The organism is Simplicispira piscis (assembly GCF_054783455.1).
Genome location: NZ_BAAGQN010000018.1, coordinates 171,132 through 188,022, shown reverse-complemented (window position 1 = coordinate 188,022; position 16,891 = coordinate 171,132). Strand labels below are relative to the sequence as shown.

The following is a 16,891-nucleotide window of genomic DNA, read 5'->3' as shown; positions in this document are numbered from 1 at the left end:
ATCAGCAACCCTTATTGCTATGCTATTGATAGCTTTTAGCGTATATATTTATTGGCTTAGAGGCATAAAACACATGAAAAATACGCTTGCCCTCAGCGGTGCTGGAAGTCCGGCTTGCGCTTGCCCAGGAAGGCGTGCATGCCCTCGTGCGCGTCGGCACTGGCAAAGCGCGCATGCAGCGCCCGGCGCTCGAACAAGATGCCCTCGGTCAGCGGGCTTTCCCAGGCACGGTTCACCGATTCCTTGATCGCCACCAGCGCGGGCAGCGAGAACGACGCAATCTGCGCGGCCAGGGCCAGGGTGCGTTCCTGCAGGTGCACATCGGGCACCACGCGCGAGACCAGGCCGTAGCGGTCGGCCTCCTGCGCATCGAGCATGCGCGCCGACAGGCACATGTCCATCGCCTTGGCCTTGCCGATGGCGCGCGGCAAACGCTGCGTGCCGCCCGCGCCGGGCAGCATGGCCAGCTTGATTTCGGGCAGGGCAAAGCGCGCCGATTCGGCCGCCACGATGACGTCGCAGGCCAGCGCCAGCTCGCAGCCGCCGCCCATGGCGTAGCCCGCCACGGCGGCAATCACGGGCTTGCGCACGCTGCGGATCGTTTCCCAGTTGCGCGTGATGAAGTTGCTCTGGGTGACGTCCATGTAGGTCCAGTCGGCCATGGCATCGATGTCGGCCCCGGCGGCAAAGGCCTTGTCGCTGCCGGTGAGCACGATGGCGCCGATGCCGGGGTCGGCATCGAAGGCCAGCAGGGCTGCGCCCAGCGCGTCCATCAGGGCGTCGTTCAGGGCGTTGAGCTGCCCGGGCCGGTGCAATGTGATGACCCCTACGCGGCCATGCGTGGCCACGCGGATCGGGCGGTCGTCCGTCATGTGGTGTCTCCGGTGCGGTGCAGGCTTCAGCCCGGTGCGCGCATCAGCTCGCGCAGCTTGAACTTCTGGATCTTTCCGGACGGTGTGGCCGGCATGGCATCCATCACCACCAGGCGCTCGGGGATGTACTGCACGGCCACCTTCTGCGCCTTGAGGTACTCCACGACCCCGGGCAGGTCGATGCTCTGCCCCGGCTTGGGCACCACCACGGCGCAGGCGCGCTCGCCCAGGCGCTCGTCGGGGTAGGCCACGATGGCCGCCATCGCCACGGCGGGGTGGCGGTACAGCAGCGACTCGATTTCGACCACCGGAATGTTCTCGCCGCCCCGGATGATCACGTCCTTGCTGCGGCCGGTGATGCGGATGTAGCCCTGCGCGTCGATGCGGGCCAGGTCGCCGGTGTCGAACCAGTCGTCGGCGTCGGTGCCGTTGAGGTGCGGGCGGTGCAGATAGCCGCCAAAGTTGGAGCAGGAGCGCAGCATCAGCTTGCCGATTTCGCCTGCGGGCAGGGGCTTGTCGTCGCCGTCGACCACCTTGACCTCTACACCGGGCAGCGGGCAGCCATCGGTGGAGAACGAGCGTTCGTCGGCATCGTCAAGCTGGGTCAGCGTGACGGCGCCGTTCTCCGTCATGCCCCAGGCGGACACGATCTTCGCCCCCAGTGCGGCACGGGCCTGTTCCACCAGCGGCCCCGGGATGGGCGCGCCCGCGCACAGGAAGGTGCGCAGCGTGGGCACGCCCTGACCGGTTTCCGCCACGGTCTTGGCCAGGTCGGTGAGGAACGGGGTGGACGCCATGGTGAACGTCACGCCTTCGGTGCGGATGAGTTCGATGGCTTTCTTCGGCTCCCAGACGTCCTGCAGCACCACGCTGGCTTTGAGCAGGATGGGCATCATCAGCCCGTACATGAAGCCGGTCTGGTGCGCCATGGGCGAGGCCATGAGCACCACGTCCTCGGCGCCCAGGCGCAGGCGCTGGGCATAGGGAATGATGTTGGCCATCACCGTGTTGGCCGAGTGCATCACGCCCTTGGGCTCGCCGGTGGTGCCCGAGGTGTAGATGAGCTGCGTCACATCGTCCGGGCCGGGGCGGTGGCGCGTGAGGATGTCCTGCGCGTCGGGTGCGTCTTCCCAGGCCGGGCCGCTGAGCAGGGCCTCGAAGCTGTTGGCGCCCTGGCCACCCACTGCCACCACATGCTTCAGGTGCGGCAGGCTGGGCTGCAGCCCGCTGACCATCTTCTCGAAGTCGAAACCGCGGAAGGTCTGGGGCACGATCACAACCTTGGCCTCGCCATGCTTGAGCATGAACGACAGCTCGCGCTCACGGAAGATGTGCATCAGCGGGTTCATCACCGCGCCGATGCGCGAGCAGGCCAGGTAGGTCAGCGTGAACTGCCACCAGTTGGGCAGTTGGCAGGACACGATGTCGTCCCTTCCCACGCCCAGGCGACTCAAGCCCACGGCAATGCGGTCGGCCATGCGCGCCAGTTCGCGGTAAGTGAAGCGCTGCACGGCACCCGTCTCCACCTGCACGGCCGTCAGCGCCAGCTTGTCGGGGCACTGGGCGACGCAGGCGTCCAGACTGTCGTTGATGGTGCGGTCGTGCCAGAAGCCCTGGGCCATCATGCGGGCACGGCGGGGGGGCAGCAATACGGCGTCAAATTCCATGGTGTGTCTCCGGTCTCGGTCTTGTCAAAAATAGGAGCAGCCAGCGCTTATCAGATAAGCATTTCAATATGATTTAATTTTTAAATTCTTATAAATAATGCGCTGCAAGCTATTGTTTTTATAGTGCTCGTGGGGCCTCAGGCCGGCACGAACTTGCGCCCCGCCCGCGTGCGGGCGATGATGGTTTTCATGATCTGCGCCGTACCATCGCCAATCTGGAAGCCCAGCACATCGCGCATGCGCTGCTCCATCAGGCCCCGGTCGTAGCCACCATGGCCGTAGCACAGCAGGCACTGGTGGATCACGTCGTAGGCCAGCTTGGGACCCCACCACTTGGCCATGCCGGCCTCGGCCGTGTGCGGCAGGCCCTGGTCCTTGAGCCACAGGCCCTGCAGGCACAAGAGGCGCGCGCCCTCCACCTCGGTGTCGAACTGCGCCAGCGGGTGCGTCACGCCCTGGAAGGCGGACAGCGGCTGGCCAAACGCCTGGCGCTGGGTGATGTATTCCCAGGTTTCCTCCAGCGCCACGCGCGCCACGGCCAGGCACTGCAGGCCAATCAGCGAGCGCGAGAAATCAAAACCGTGCATCACCTGCACGAAGCCCTTGTTCTCGTCGCCCAGGCGGTGGCTGACAGGCACGCGCACGTTCTCGAAAAAGATCGAGCCCCGGCCAATGGCGCGCTGGCCATGGCAGTCGAAGCGGTTGGTGGTGATACCGGGCAAGTCCATGGGCACCAGCAGCGCTGTCACGCCATGCGCACCGGATTCAGGCGTTCCGGTGCGGCCAAAGACCACAGCGATGTCGGCCTGGTCGGCGGCGGAGATAGACGTTTTTTCGCCGTTGATGACGTATTCGTCGCCCTCGCGCTCGATGCGCAGGCGCAGGTTGGCCGCGTCCGAGCCGCCGCGTGGCTCGGTCAGCGCGATGGCGCAGATCGCTTCGCCCTGCAGAATCTTCTGCAGCCAGGGCCGGGCAACCTCCGGCTGGCCGTATTTCGACAGTATCTGGCTGTTGAGCGAGGCCAGCAGGTTCAGGTACGAAAAGCTCAGATCGGCGCGGGCCATTTCCTCGTGGATCACGCCGGCCGCCAGGCAGCCCATGCCCAGGCCGCCAAATGCCTCGGGCAGCTCGGGCACGATAAAACCGAGCGCCCCCATCTCGCGCAGCAGTGCACGGTCCAGCACACGGGTTTTGTCGCGTTCGAGGAAGCCGGGCGCCACGCGCTCCTGTGCGAAGCGGCGCACCGTCTCGGCCAGGGTCTGCAGGTCCTCGTTGATATAGGGGTTCGGTTGCATCGTCTGTTCTCCCGGCGATTTATTTGGCGTACTTGCGGAACTCGGGCTTGCGCTTGTCCTTGAGCGCATTCACGCCCTCGCGCGACTCTTCGGTGTCGTAGAACAGCTTGAGCGCGTACATGCCCAGGCCCGCAATGCCCGCCTGGTGGGCGGTGTCCATGTTGAAGCTACGCTTGGCAATGGCGATGGCGGTAGGGCTGCGCTCGCAAATGGTCTCGGCCCACTCCTGCACGGTGGCGTCGAGCTGCTCGTGCGGCACGCAGATGTTGGCCAGGCCCATGGCCACGGCTTCCTCGCCCGAGTAGCGCTTGTTCAGGTACCAGATCTCGCGCGCCTTCTTCTCGCCCACCACGCGGGCCAGGAAGGCCGTGCCGTAGCCGGGGTCCACCGAGCCCATCTTGGGGCCCACCTGGCCGAAGATGGCCTTGTCCGAGCAGATGGTCAGGTCGCAAATGGTGCACAGCACGTTGCCGCCGCCAATAGCAAAGCCTTGCACGCGGGCGATCACGGGCTTGGGCACATCGCGGATGGCGGTGTGCAGTTCCTCCATGGGCAGGCCGATGGTGCCGCGCCCGTCGTAGTTGCCATCGTGAGCGGACTGGTCGCCCCCGGTGCAGAACGCCCGGTCGCCCGCGCCGGCCAGCACGATGCAGCCGACACTGCGGTCGTAACCGGCCTTGTTCAGCGCCTTGATGATCTCGTCGCAGGTGGTGCCGCGAAAGGCGTTCATCTTGTCCGGGCGGTTGATGGTGATCCAGGCCACGCCGTTGCGCACTTCGTACAGGATGTCTTCAAAGTTCATGGTGCTCTCTCAGGTAAAGGGTTCAGACAAGAAAAATCAGCACCCCGCCGGGCCGCCCCAAGGCGTGCTGGGCCCCTTGGGGGGCAGCGCAGTACACGCAGTGACAAGCGCGGGGGCGTACATGTTTTCAGCCGTGCATCGTCAGGCCGCCGGAAACGCTGAGCACCTGGCCGGTGACAAAGCTCGCGTCGTCGCTGCCCATGAAGGCAATGGCTGCGGCCAGGTCGTCGCCCTGGCCCAGGCGGCCCAGGGGGATGGCGCTCTTGAAGGCCTCGATCAGCTTGGCCGGGTCGCGCGCGCCTTCGGCCACCCCCGCCAGCAGGGCGGTGTCGGTGGGGCCGGGGCAGACCACGTTCACAGTGATGCTCTGGCGGGCATGCTCGCGCGCCAGGGTCTTGGACAAGGCCACCAGACCGCCCTTGCAGGCAGCGTAGACGGCCTCACCCGACGAGCCGCCGCGTGCGGCGTCGGACGCCACGTTCACGATGCGGCCGTATTTGCGCTCCACCATGCCGGGCAGCACGGCGTGCAGCATGTGCAGTGCGCCGGTGAGGTTGATGGCGATGAGCTTGTCCCATTCGTCCGGCACCGTCTTGACGAAGGGCTTGAAAATGTCCCAGCCCGCGTTGTTGACCAGCACGGCGATAGGGCCGAGCTGCGCCTCGGTCGCGGCCACGGCCGCATCGACCTGGGCGCGGTCGGTGATGTTGCACTGGAACGCCGCGGCCTGGCCGCCTGCGGCGCGGATGTCTGCCGCCACTTTTTCGGCAGCCTCCAGGTTCATGTCAAACACGGCGACCTTGGCCCCCTCCACCGCAAAGCGGCGCGATGCCGCGCCGCCAATGCCACCACCGCCACCGGTCACCACAACCGTCTTGCCCTGAAATCTTTGCATATCGTTCTCCATGGGTTGCCAAGCTTGCTATCGTCGGGTTCATGCGCCTTGTCTTTTCGGCACAATTAAGTAAAGATATTGTCATATCTATTTCTTTCGAATGCAAGAGCTTCATTTCTACTTTCACAAGAACTTATGGTTTTCCCTATGGAAAAAACACTTAGTACCCGTACCGATCTTGCCAACAGGGTTTTCTTCCGGCTCTATCAATGCGCAAACATGTTGCATAAAACTGGCACCCGGGCCGTGGAATCAGAGGGGCTCACGACGCAGCAGTGGGCAGTGCTGGGCGCCCTTTCAAGACCCCAGGTGGCCGAAGGCATGAGCGTGGGCGATCTGGCGCGCTATCTGATGGTGAGTCGGCAAAATCTGTCGGGCCTGATCAGCCGCATGGAGCGCGATGGCCACATCGCTTCCGCGCCCGACCCGCGCGACCGCCGATCACGCCTGGTGACGATGACCGACTCGGGACGCAGGGTGTGGCTGGTGGAGGCGCAGCCCAAGATCCATGGCTACTACGAGGAAGCCCTGGCCGGGTTCTCGGTGAATGACATCACCCACACCTTGCATTACCTGCTCAAGCTGCTGGAGAACATGCAGCGCGTGGACAACGCACAGGGAGGCAACCGGGAGGCAGACTGAGCGAAGTGATCAATGGGGCGCAGGCAGCATCTGCCGACGCCCCTTATCGAGCAAAAAATCGATACAGGTGCGCACGGCGTGCGTCTGGTAGCGGCCCGGCATGTACAGCAGGTACATGCGCGTGCCGAAGATGCTCAGGCGGTAATCCTGCAGCGTGGTCAGCACCTCGCCCGAGGCGATGGCGTCCGCCACCACGTAGTCGGGCACCAGCCCCAGGCCCAGCCCGGCGAGGATGCCCTGGCGCAGGAAGGGGAAATGCTCGGAAATCAGCGTGGGCTCCAGCATGATTTCCTGGCGCTCGTCGCCCCGGTAGGCACTCAGGCGCAACTGCTTGCCCACCACGCCCGAGGTGATCACCGGCGTGCTGCGCAGTTGCTCCAGCGTGCCCGGCAGGCCATGCTGCTCCACGAACCCCCGCGAGGCGCAGGCCAGGTAGCGCACCGGCCCCAGCTCGCGCGCCACCAGCGCGGGCGGCGGCTCGGGCATCACGCGGATGGCGATGTCCACCTCGTCGCGCAGGTTGTCGGCGCGGTTCTCGAACAGCACGTCGAGCACGATGCCGGGGTAGAGCCGCTTGAACTCGATCAGCCAGTCCGACATCACCATCTGCCCGTAGCCGCTGGGCACGCTCAGGCCCACGCGGCCCTGCAGGCCCTGGCCCAGGGTGGCGATGGTCTCGCGCGCGGCGAGCATCTCGTTCTGGATGTTGCGGCCGTGCTCGACCAGGCGCAGGCCCACCTCGGTGGGCTCCACGCGGCGCGTGGTGCGGCGCACCAGTTGCACGCCCACCGACTTTTCCAACTGGTTGAGGTGGTAGCTGACGTTGGCGCGCGTCATCTTGAGCTTGCGCGCGGCCTGGCTCAGGTTGCCGGCGTCGATGATTTCCACCAGCAGCGTCAGAGAGGTCAGGTCCATGGGGTTTGTCTAAAAGCGTTTGACAGTCTGTCAATGGTTCATGTAATTGTCAAGATTGTTTGTCGGCACAACAATCGGGCATCGATCTGACAGTGACCGGAGAACCTTGCATGAGCATCGAAGCCGAGGCCAGTGCCGACAGCCTGCAATCCCAGGGCCTGGCCCATGCCCTCTTTGCCGAGCGCGAAGCCGCCAACATCCCCGAGGCCAGCGCCGCCGCGCCGCGCCCCGTTGCCGCCATCGCCGTGATCGGCGGCGGCACCATGGGCGCGGGCATCACCGTGTCGGCGCTGGATGCGGGCCTGCGGGTAACCATGGTCGAGCGCGATCAGGATTCCATCGCGCGCGGCCAGGCCAATGTCGAGAAGGTCTATGACGGCCTGATCGCCAAGGGCCGCATGACCCCCGAGGCCAAGGCCGCCACCCTGGCGCGCTACACCCCCAGCACCTCGTACGACGACATCGCTCAGGTGGACCTGGTGATCGAGGCCGTGTTCGAGGACATCGAGGTCAAGAAGGCCGTGTTCCAGGAGCTCGACCGCGTGTGCAAGCCGGGCGCCGTGCTGGCCACCAACACCTCCTACCTCGACATCGACGCCATCGCCGCCGTCACGGGCCGCCCGCAGGACGTGATCGGCCTGCACTTCTTCAGCCCGGCCCACATCATGAAGCTGCTGGAGATCGTGGTGCCCGCGCGGGTCAGTCCGGACGTGGTGGCCACCGCCTTCGAGCTGGCCAAGCGCATGAAGAAGGTGCCCGTGCGCGCCGGCGTGTGCGACGGCTTCATCGGCAACCGCATCCTGGCCGTGTACAAGCAGGCCGCCGACTACATCATGGAAGACGGCGCCAGCCCCTACGAGATCGACGAGGCCGTGCGCGGCTTTGGCTACCCCATGGGGCCGTTCCAGGTGACCGACCTGGCCGGCGGCGACATCGGCTGGGCCACGCGCAAACGGCGCCGGGCCGCAGCATTGGCATCGGGCGCCCCCAAGGCGCGCTATGTCGAGGTGGCCGACCGCATCTGCGAGCGCGGCTGGTTCGGCCAGAAGACCGGACGCGGGTTTTATCTCTACCCGCAGGGTTCGCGTGCAGGCCAGCCCGACCCCGAGGTCCTGGCCATCGTGGACGCCGAGCGCGCGAAGAAGGGTGTCACGCCGCGCAAGTTCACGCCCGAGGAAATCATGCGCCGCTACATGGCCGCCATGGTCAACGAAGGCGCCAAGGTGGTGGAAGAGGGCATCGCCCTGCGCCCGCTCGACGTGGACGTGACCTTCCTGTCGGGCTACGGCTTCCCACGCCACCGGGGCGGCCCGATGAAGTACGCCGACATGGTGGGCCTGCCCCAGGTGCTGGCTGACCTGCGGGAGTTCGCCCAGGAAGACCCGCTGTTCTGGAAGCCCGCGCCGCTGCTGGAAAAGCTGGTGGGCGAGGGTCGCAATTTCGACAGCCTGAACAAGGCCGCCTGATTCAAAAACAGGAGCTGGCAGCGCTTGATGGATAAGGGTTTCGGCATGAAAACATGCTGAAAACCAAGGCAATCAAGCGCTACCAGCTATCAAAAACAAAGCACTGACACGAGGCACCCACGCATGGATCTCCAATTCACCCCCGAAGAGCAGGCCTTCCGCGAGGAAGTCCAGTCCTTCCTGAAAGACAAGCTGCCCCAGCGCATTTCCGACAAGGTCAAGGCCGGGCAGCGCCTGTCCAAAGCCGACCAGGAGGAATGGCACGCCATCCTCAACGCGCGCGGCTGGCTCGCCAACCACTGGCCCCAGGAATACGGCGGCCCGGGCTGGGGCGCCGTGCAGAAGTTCATCTTCGACAACGAGTGCGCGCTGGCTGGCGGCCCGCGCATCGTGCCCTTTGGCGTGAACATGCTGGGCCCGGTGCTGATCAAGTTTGGCAACGAGCAGCAAAAGCGCCACTGGCTGCCGCGCATCCTGAGCGGCCAGGACTGGTGGTGCCAGGGCTATTCCGAGCCCGGCGCGGGCTCGGACCTGGCCTCGGTCAAGACCACGGCGGTGCGCCAGGGCGCCCACTACATCGTCAACGGCCAGAAAACCTGGACCACCCAGGGCCAGCACGCCAACATGATCTTCTGCCTGGTGCGCACCGACCGCGAGGCCAAGGCGCAGTCGGGCATCAGCTTCCTGCTGGTGGACATGACGACGCCCGGCGTGGAACTGCGCCCCATCCGCACGCTGGACGGCGACAAGGAAGTCAACGAGGTGTTCTTCACCGACGTGAAGGTGCCCGTGGAGAACCTCGTGGGCGAGGAAAACAAGGGCTGGACCTACGCCAAGTTTCTGCTGACCTACGAGCGCACCGGCATCGCCGGCGTGGGCTTCTGCGTGGCGGCGCTGGCCAAGCTCAAGGTGATCGCTGCCAAGGTGCACAAGAACGGCAAGCCGCTGGACCAGGACCCGCTGTTCGCCGCGCGCATGGCCCAGGTCGAAATTGACCTGGAGAACATGAAGACCACCAACCTGCGCGTGATCGCCGCCGTGGCCGGTGGCGGCGTGCCGGGCGCGGAAAGCTCCATGCTCAAGATCCGCGGCACCGAGATCCGCCAGGAAATCCTCTCGTTGATCCGCCGCGCCATGGGGCCGTATGCGCTGCCCTTCATCGAGGAGGCGCAGTACGCCGGCTACGCCGAGCCGCCCGTGGGCCCGGCCGAGGCCGCCACGGCCGCAGCCAACTACTTCAACTACCGCAAGCTGTCGATCTTCGGCGGCTCCAATGAAATCCAGAAGAACATCATCTCCAAGATGATCCTCGGCCTGTGAGGTTGCAGCGATGAACTTTGAACACACCGAAGACCGCCGCATGCTGGCGGACACCCTGAACCGTTTCGTTTCCGAGCAGGTCGGCATCGAGACGCGCAACCGCATTGCCTACGGCAACACCGGCATGGACACCGCGCTGTGGGCGCAGTTTGCCGAGCTGGGCGCCATTGGCGCGCTGTTCCCTGAAGGCGACGGCGGCTTTGGCGGCGCAGGTTTTGATATTGCGGTCGTATTTGAAGCCCTGGGCCGGGGCCTGGTGGTCGAGCCCTTCCTGGGCGCACTGGTGGTGGGCCGGGCGCTGGGCGCTGCGGGCACCGCCGTGCAGAAGGAGCACATCGCCCGCCTGATCGACGGCAGCACCGTGGCCGCACTGGCGCACGACGAGCCGGGCTCGCACTACGCACTCTCGCGCGTGGAAACCCGTGCCGTGCGCAATGGCGACGGCTGGCTGCTGACGGGCCAGAAGGCCGTGGTGGTGCAGGGCGACAACGCGCAACTGCTGTTGGTGTCGGCCCGCACCTCGGGCGAGGTGGATAGCGAAGAGGGCATCTCGCTGTTCCTGGTGCCCGGCGACGCCGCGCGTCTGACGCGCCGGGGCTACGGCCGCGTCGATGGTGGCCGTGCGGCCGAGATCACCCTGACGAGCGTGCAGGTCGGCCCGGAGGCCCTGTTGGGCGCCGAGGGCCAGGGATTCGCCACGCTGGAGCAGGCGGTGGGCTACGGCATTCTGGCCGTGTGCGCCGAAGCGCTGGGCGCCATGGAAGTGGCCAAGAAAGACACACTCGAATACCTGCAGACGCGCAAGCAGTTCGGCGTGCCGATCGGCAGCTTCCAGGCCTTGCAGCACCGCATGGCCGACCTGCTGCTGGAGGTGGAGCAGTCGCGCTCGGCGGTCATCAATGCCGCGGCAGCCATCGACAGCACGGACCGCACCGAGCGCGAGCGCGCGCTGTCGGCCGCCAAGGTCACCATCGGCCGCATTGGCGCCCTGGTGGCCGAGGAGAGCATCCAGTTGCACGGCGGCATCGGCATGACCTGGGAGCTGCCCCTGTCGCACTACGCCAAGCGCCTGGTCATGGTGGACCACCAGTTTGGCGACGAGGACCACCACCTGGCGCGCTTCATCGCGCTGGGCGGGGTGTAAGGCCTTCAGGGTGCTGGCCCGCAAGCCAGCCGCTGGCGTGGGAGTGAATGTGCAGCGGAACGGGGGGTCAAGCGCCCAGTGCAAGCCCCAGCTTTGCGCGCAAAGACGCATCCAGCCCCGGCAGGCGCTCGCGCACGGCGTCTTCCTGCAGCATGGCCCGGGGGCGCTGCGCCGCCGCCCACACGGGCGCGGGAAAGTGGCTGTCCCAGTCAAAGCGGGCAATCACATGCCAGTGCAGGTGCGGCACCATGTTGCCCAGCGCGGCCAGGTTGATCTTGGTGGGTGCCAGATGGTCGCGCAGCGCCTGCTCCACCACCGTGACGGCGTCCATGCAGTGCTGGCGGTCGGCGCTGCTCAGGTCCGAAAACTCAGCCACATGGGCATTCCACACCACGCGGTAGAACGCCGGGAAACCCGCTTCGTCGGCGCGGATCACGCGCAGCTTTGCACCGCGCCAGACGAGCTGGCCGCCATCGGTATCGCACAAGAAGCAGGCGACCGTCATACGAGGACGCGCTCGATGCCGCCCTGGTTGGCGCGCTGCACGTATTCGGGCAGCCAGTTCTCGCCCAGGATTTGCTTGGCCATTTCGATGACGATGTAGTCGGCTTCGAGCAGGCCGTTTTGCAGATCGTCTTCGTAGCGCTTGAGGCCCTGCAGGCAACTGGGGCAGCTGGTGAGAATTTTCACGTTGTCCTTCGCCCCCACGGCGCCGCTGGCACGCAGTTCGGCCTCGCCCTTGCGCATCTCTTCTTCCTTGCGAAAGCGCACCTGGGTCGAGATGTCGGGGCGTGTCACGCCCAGCGTGCCCGACTCGCCGCAGCAGCGTTCGCTCTTGAGCACCTTGTCGCCCACCAGGGCGCGCACGGTTTTCATCGAGTCGCCCTGCTTCATGGGGTTGTGGCAGGGCTCGTGGTACAGGTAGCCGCCCTGCCCGGCTGGCAGCGTGATGCCTTTTTCGAGCAGGAATTCGTGGATGTCGATGATGCGGCTGCCCGGGAAGATCTTGTCGAACTCATAACCCTGCAGTTGGTCGTAGCAGGTGCCGCAGCTGACCACCACGGTTTTGATGTCGAGGTAGTTCAACGTGGTGGCCACGCGGTGGAACAACACGCGGTTGTCCGTGATCATCTTGTCGGCCTTGTCCTGCATGCCGCTGCCGCGCTGCGGGTAGCCGCAGCACAGGTAGCCTGGCGGGAGCACCGTTTGCACGCCCGCGTGCCACAGCATGGCCTGGGTGGCCAGACCCACCTGGCTGAACAAGCGCTCGGAGCCGCAGCCGGGGAAATAGAACACGGCCTCCGTGTCGCCCGTGGTGGCGGCTGGGTTGCGGATGATGGGTACGTAGTCCTTGTTCTCGATGTCTAGCAACGCACGCGCGGTCTTCTTGGGCAGTCCGCCCGGCAGCTTCTTATTGACGAAGTGGATCACCTGCTCCTTGACCGGCGCCGGGCCCACCGAGGCGGGCGGGCGCTGCGTCTGGCGGCGCGAGATGCCGCGCAGCAAATCCACCGCAATCCGCTGCGCCTTGAAGCCCACGCCCACCATGGCGGCGCGCAGCAGCTTGATGGTGTCGGGATTGGTGGCGTTGAGCATGGCCATGGCCAGCGTGTTGCCGGGACGCCAAGTTTTCTTGCCCATCTTGCGCAGCAGGTTGCGCATGTTCATGGTGACGTCGCCAAAGTCGATCTTCACCGGGCAGGGGTTGTAGCACTTGTGGCACACGGTGCAATGATCGGAGACGTCTTCAAACTCTTTCCAATGCTTGATGGAAACACCCCGTCGCGTCTGCTCCTCGTACAAGAAAGCCTCGACCAGTAGCGAGGTCGCCAGAATTTTGTTGCGGGGCGAATACAGCAGGTTGGCACGCGGCACGTGCGTGGCGCACACGGGCTTGCACTTGCCGCAGCGCAGGCAGTCCTTCACGCTGTCGGCAATGGCGCCAATGTCGCTCTGGCGCATGATCAGCGATTCATGCCCCATCAGGCCAAAGCTGGGCGTGTAGGCGTTGGTCAGGTCGGCATGCAGCAGCGCTGAATTTATAGTGTTTTTAGCCTCTAACGCTTTACCATCAAGCGCTACCCGCTCTTTATTTCGGAGCAACTTACCCTTGTTGAAGTGGCCCTGCGGGTCCACGCGCTGCTTGTATTGCGCAAACGGGCGCAATTCTTCGTCGGTCAGATATTCGAGTTTGGTGATGCCAATGCCGTGTTCGCCCGAGATCACGCCGTCCAGGCTGCGCGCCAGCACCATGATGCGGGCCACCGCCTCGTGCGCGGTCTGCAGCATCTCGTAGTCGTCGCTGTTGACGGGGATGTTGGTGTGCACATTGCCGTCGCCTGCGTGCATGTGCAGAGCCACCCACACGCGCCCCTTGAGCACGCGCTGGTGAATGGCGTTGCACTCGAGCAGCAGTGGCGCAAAGGCGTCGCCCGAAAAAATGTCCTGCAGCGGCGCGCGGATCTGCGTTTTCCAGCTCGCGCGCAAGCTGTGGTCCTGCAGCTGCGGGAACAGCGCTTGCACGCCTTGCAGCCAGCCGGCCCACAGCTGGCGGGCCTGCTCGACCACGTCCAGGGCCTCGGCGACGCGCTCTTCCAGCAGCTCGGGGGCGGCAGTGTCAACATCGCCCGCGCCGCGGGGGCCCAGCGGCAGGTTGCCCTGGCGCAAAAAGGCATCCAGCTCGGCGCACAAGCGCAGCTTGTTGCGCAGGCTCAGCTCGATGTTGATGCGCTCGATGCCGTCGGTGTATTCGGCCATGCGCGGCAGCGGGATGACTACGTCTTCGTTGATCTTGAAGGCGTTGGTGTGGCGGCTGATGGCTGCCGTGCGCTTGCGGTCGGCCCAGAACTTTTTGCGCGCCTCGGCTTGAATAGCGATGAAGCCCTCGCCGCTGCGCGAATTGGCAATGCGCACCACCTCGCTGGTGACGCGCGCCACGGCATCGGCATCGTCACCGGCAATGTCGCCAAACAAGACCATTTTCGGCAAGCCGGCGCGCTTGGACTTGGTGGCATAACCCACGGCTTTCAGATAGCGGTCGTCCAGGTGCTCCAGGCCGGCCAGCACCACGCCCGAGCGCTTTTGCTCGGCGAACATGAAGTCCTTGATCTCGACGATGCTGGGCACGGCGTCTTTGGCATTGCCAAAAAACTCCAGGCACACGGTGCGCGTGTGCTCGGGCATGCGGTGCACCACCCAGCGGGCGCTGGTAATCAGCCCGTCACAGCCCTCCTTCTGGATGCCGGGCAGCCCGGAGAGGAACTTGTCGGTCACGTCCTTGCCCAGGCCCTCCTTGCGGAAGGTTGTGCCGGCAATGTCCAGCCGCTCGGTACGCAGCAGGGTCTTGCCGTCGGCCTCGAAATATTGCAGCTCGAAGCTGGCCATCTCCGCGTCATGGATCTTGCCCAGGTTGTGCCGCAGGCGCGTCACTTCCAGCCACTGGGCATCCGGGGTCACCATGCGCCAGCTGGCCAGGTTGTCGAGCGCCGTGCCCCACAAAACAGCCTTCTTGCCACCCGCGTTCATGGCGACGTTGCCGCCAATGCACGAGGCCTCGGCGCTGGTCGGGTCCACCGCAAACACGTAGCCGCCGCGCTCGGCGGCGTCGGCCACGCGCTGGGTCACCACGCCGGCCTCGGTCCAGATGGTGGCCACCTCGTGGTCAAGACCCGGCAGGCGCCGCATCTCCACCTCGGTCATGGCTTCGAGTTTTTCGGTGTTGATGACAGCACTGCGGTCTGTCAGCGGAATGGCGCCGCCGGTATAACCCGTGCCGCCGCCCCGCGCGATGATCGTCAGGCCCAATTCGATACAGCCCTTGACCAGGCCCGCCATCTCGGCCTCTGTGTCGGGCGTGAGAACGACAAAGGGGTATTCGACGCGCCAGTCGGTCGCATCGGTCACGTGGCTCACGCGCGAGAGGCCGTCGAACTTGATGTTGTCACCAGCCGTCAGGCGCCCCAGCACACGGCGCGTTTTGCGGCGCAACTGTGCGACATCCTCAAAGGACGCATCAAAGCGCTGCACGGCGCTGCCTGCGGCCTGCAGCAAGCCGCCCACCAGCGCATCGCGGGCGGCGTCGCTTTCAGGGGTGCGGCGCTTTTGCACCTCGCCCAGGCGGTGCTCCAGGGCCTGCACCAGCTGGCGGCGGCGCTGGGGATTGTCGAGCAGGTCGTCCTGCAGGTAGGGGTTGCGCTGCACCACCCAGATGTCGCCCAGCACTTCATACAGCATGCGGGCCGAGCGGCCCGTCAGGCGCTCCTGGCGCAGTTGCTGCAGGGTACCCCAGGCATCCTCGCCGAGCAGGCGGATGACGATCTCGCGGTCCGAAAAGCTGGTGTAGTTGTAGGGGATTTCGCGCAAACGCACGGGCTCGGGGGCCTGCGCCATCAGGGCGGCCAACGCGGTGGGAGCATTCATTCGGTAAAACCTGGGGTAAGGGCGCGCGCCCGGTGGCCTGGGAAACTCGGGGCTGCGTATTTTAAGGTGGCCCAACGGAAAACGCCCTTGCACGGCCCCAAGGGCCAAGGCAAGGGCGCCAAAACCAGCAAAAAGCCTAGAACAGCACGCGGCAGCGCAGCGTGTTGGGCACCTGCTGCAGCTTTTGCAACGCCAGCTCGGACGAGGCAGCATCGATGTCGATCACCACATAGCCAATGGCTTCGTTGGTCTGCAAGGACTGCGCGGCCACGTTGATGTGGTTGTCGGAGAACACGCGGTTGATTTCGGCCATGACACCCGGCACGTTGCGGTGCACATGCAGGATGCGGTGCTTGCCGCGCTGCGCCGACAGGGCGACCTCGGGGAAGTTGACCGACGAAATGGTGGTGCCGTTGTCGCTGTAGCGGACGAGCTTTTCCGCCACCTCCAGGCCGATGTTGGCCTGCGCCTCCAGCGTGGAGCCTCCAATGTGCGGCGTGAGAATCACGTTGTCCAGGCCGCGCAAGGGCGAGACAAACTCGTCCTTGTTGCTGCGCGGCTCGACCGGGAACACGTCCACGGCTGCGCCCAGCAGCTTGCCGTCTTTCAATGCCTGGGCCAGGGGCTCGATCTCGACCACGGTGCCACGCGAGGCGTTGATGAGGATGGCGCCCTGCTTCATGGCCGCAATCTCGGCTGCGCCCATCATCCACTGCGTCGAGGGCAACTCGGGCACGTGCAAGGTCACGATGTCGCTGGTTGCCAGCAACTCCGGCAGCCCTGCGGCCTGGCGTGCATTGCCCAAGGGCAGCTTGGCCACCACGTCATGGAACTGCACCTGCATGCCCAGTGCCTCGGCTAGCACCGACAGCTGCGAGCCAATCGCACCATAGCCGACGATGCCCAGCGTCTTGCCACGCACCTCGAAGGCGTTGTCGGCCGACTTGAGCCATCCGCCCCGGTGCGCCACAGCGTTCTTTTCAGGCACACCGCGCAGCAGCAAGATGGCCTCGGCCAGCACCAGTTCGGCCACTGAGCGGGTGTTGGAATACGGCGCATTGAAGACCGCAATACCCCGGTCGCGCGCGGCCTTCAGGTCGACTTGGTTGGTGCCAATGCAAAAACACCCAATGGCCACCAGCTTGTTCGCATGCGCCAGCACCTCGGCCGTCAGCTGCGTGCGCGACCGGATGCCGATGAAGTGCACGTCAGCAATACGCTCGATGAGTTCCTCCTGCGGCAGTGCGCCAGAGAGGGACTCGATCTGGCTGTAGCCCGCGTTGCGCAGCACCTGCAGTGCGGAAGGGTGCAGGCCTTCGAGCAGAAGAAACCTGATTTTGCTTTTATCCAGCGATGTGGGGCCCATGGCTATCCTGATGCGATGCGAGACGGGTCGGCTGTAAAGGCTGCCCGTCTCTGGTGAATGTGCGAAATGATCGTAGCATGGTGCAGCG

The 16,891-nt window shown here is 65.2% G+C and carries 12 protein-coding genes and 1 pseudogene; 4 read left to right on the top strand and 9 right to left on the bottom strand.

From position 1 onward, the window contains the following. Positions 1–92 precede the first annotated feature (92 nt). The 5 genes from ACYVOC_RS14375 to badH all read right to left on the bottom strand — a co-directional run bounded on the left by ACYVOC_RS14375 (position 93) and on the right by badH (position 5,531). Positions 93–872: an enoyl-CoA hydratase-related protein gene (locus ACYVOC_RS14375; RefSeq protein ID WP_461162250.1), complete on the bottom strand. Its 780-nt coding sequence runs from the start codon at positions 870–872 to the stop codon at positions 93–95. Between the two features lie 26 nt (positions 873–898). Continuing rightward, complete coding sequence (gene aliA / locus ACYVOC_RS14370) at positions 899–2,539, bottom strand: cyclohexanecarboxylate-CoA ligase (protein ID WP_461162249.1); 1,641 nt, start codon at positions 2,537–2,539, stop codon at positions 899–901. A gap of 137 nt (positions 2,540–2,676) precedes the next feature. Then, the gene (gene aliB / locus ACYVOC_RS14365; protein ID WP_461162248.1) at positions 2,677–3,834 is read right to left on the bottom strand and encodes a cyclohexanecarboxyl-CoA dehydrogenase; all 1,158 of its coding nucleotides are present in this window, start codon (positions 3,832–3,834) and stop codon (positions 2,677–2,679) included. A 19-nt stretch (positions 3,835–3,853) separates the two neighbouring features. Beyond that, complete coding sequence (gene badI / locus ACYVOC_RS14360) at positions 3,854–4,636, bottom strand: 2-ketocyclohexanecarboxyl-CoA hydrolase (protein WP_116003064.1); 783 nt, start codon at positions 4,634–4,636, stop codon at positions 3,854–3,856. A 127-nt stretch (positions 4,637–4,763) separates the two neighbouring features. Continuing rightward, positions 4,764–5,531, bottom strand: a complete 768-nt coding sequence (gene badH / locus ACYVOC_RS14355; protein WP_461162247.1) for a 2-hydroxycyclohexanecarboxyl-CoA dehydrogenase — start codon at positions 5,529–5,531, stop codon at positions 4,764–4,766. 135 nt (positions 5,532–5,666) lie between these two features. Between badH and ACYVOC_RS14350 the strand changes: the two genes are divergently transcribed. Further along, entirely contained in the window at positions 5,667–6,173 is a 507-nt protein-coding gene (locus tag ACYVOC_RS14350; protein WP_116003063.1) for a MarR family winged helix-turn-helix transcriptional regulator, read from the top strand. A 9-nt stretch (positions 6,174–6,182) separates the two neighbouring features. Here the strand turns inward: ACYVOC_RS14350 and ACYVOC_RS14345 are convergent, their stop codons facing one another. Next, complete coding sequence (locus tag ACYVOC_RS14345; RefSeq protein ID WP_461162246.1) at positions 6,183–7,088, bottom strand: LysR family transcriptional regulator; 906 nt, start codon at positions 7,086–7,088, stop codon at positions 6,183–6,185. A 137-nt stretch (positions 7,089–7,225) separates the two neighbouring features. Between ACYVOC_RS14345 and ACYVOC_RS14340 the strand changes: the two are divergent. The 3 genes and pseudogenes from ACYVOC_RS14340 to ACYVOC_RS14330 all read left to right on the top strand — a co-directional run. After that, positions 7,226–8,554 (top strand): annotated as a pseudogene (locus ACYVOC_RS14340) (3-hydroxyacyl-CoA dehydrogenase); the annotation flags it as partial. A 123-nt stretch (positions 8,555–8,677) separates the two neighbouring features. Continuing rightward, a complete protein-coding gene (locus tag ACYVOC_RS14335) occupies positions 8,678–9,874 on the top strand; it encodes an acyl-CoA dehydrogenase family protein (RefSeq protein WP_461162245.1) in 1,197 nt (398 codons plus the stop codon). 10 nt (positions 9,875–9,884) lie between these two features. Next, complete coding sequence (locus tag ACYVOC_RS14330) at positions 9,885–11,018, top strand: acyl-CoA dehydrogenase family protein (protein ID WP_461162244.1); 1,134 nt, start codon at positions 9,885–9,887, stop codon at positions 11,016–11,018. Between the two features lie 67 nt (positions 11,019–11,085). Here the strand turns inward: ACYVOC_RS14330 and ACYVOC_RS14325 are convergent, their stop codons facing one another. From ACYVOC_RS14325 to serA, 3 genes are all read right to left on the bottom strand, one after another. Next, positions 11,086–11,523 (bottom strand): HIT family protein, encoded by a 438-nt coding sequence (locus ACYVOC_RS14325; RefSeq protein WP_461162243.1) that lies wholly within the window; start codon positions 11,521–11,523, stop codon positions 11,086–11,088. Then, positions 11,520–15,437, bottom strand: a complete 3,918-nt coding sequence (locus ACYVOC_RS14320; RefSeq protein ID WP_461162242.1) for a DUF3683 domain-containing protein — start codon at positions 15,435–15,437, stop codon at positions 11,520–11,522. The genes ACYVOC_RS14325 and ACYVOC_RS14320 overlap by 4 nt, the downstream gene beginning before the upstream one ends. Positions 15,438–15,573: 136 nt before the next feature. Next, positions 15,574–16,803 carry a phosphoglycerate dehydrogenase gene (gene serA / locus ACYVOC_RS14315; RefSeq protein ID WP_461162241.1) on the bottom strand — a complete coding sequence of 410 codons (1,230 nt, stop codon included), beginning with the start codon at positions 16,801–16,803 and terminating at the stop codon, positions 15,574–15,576. Between the last annotated feature and the right edge of the window lie 88 nt (positions 16,804–16,891).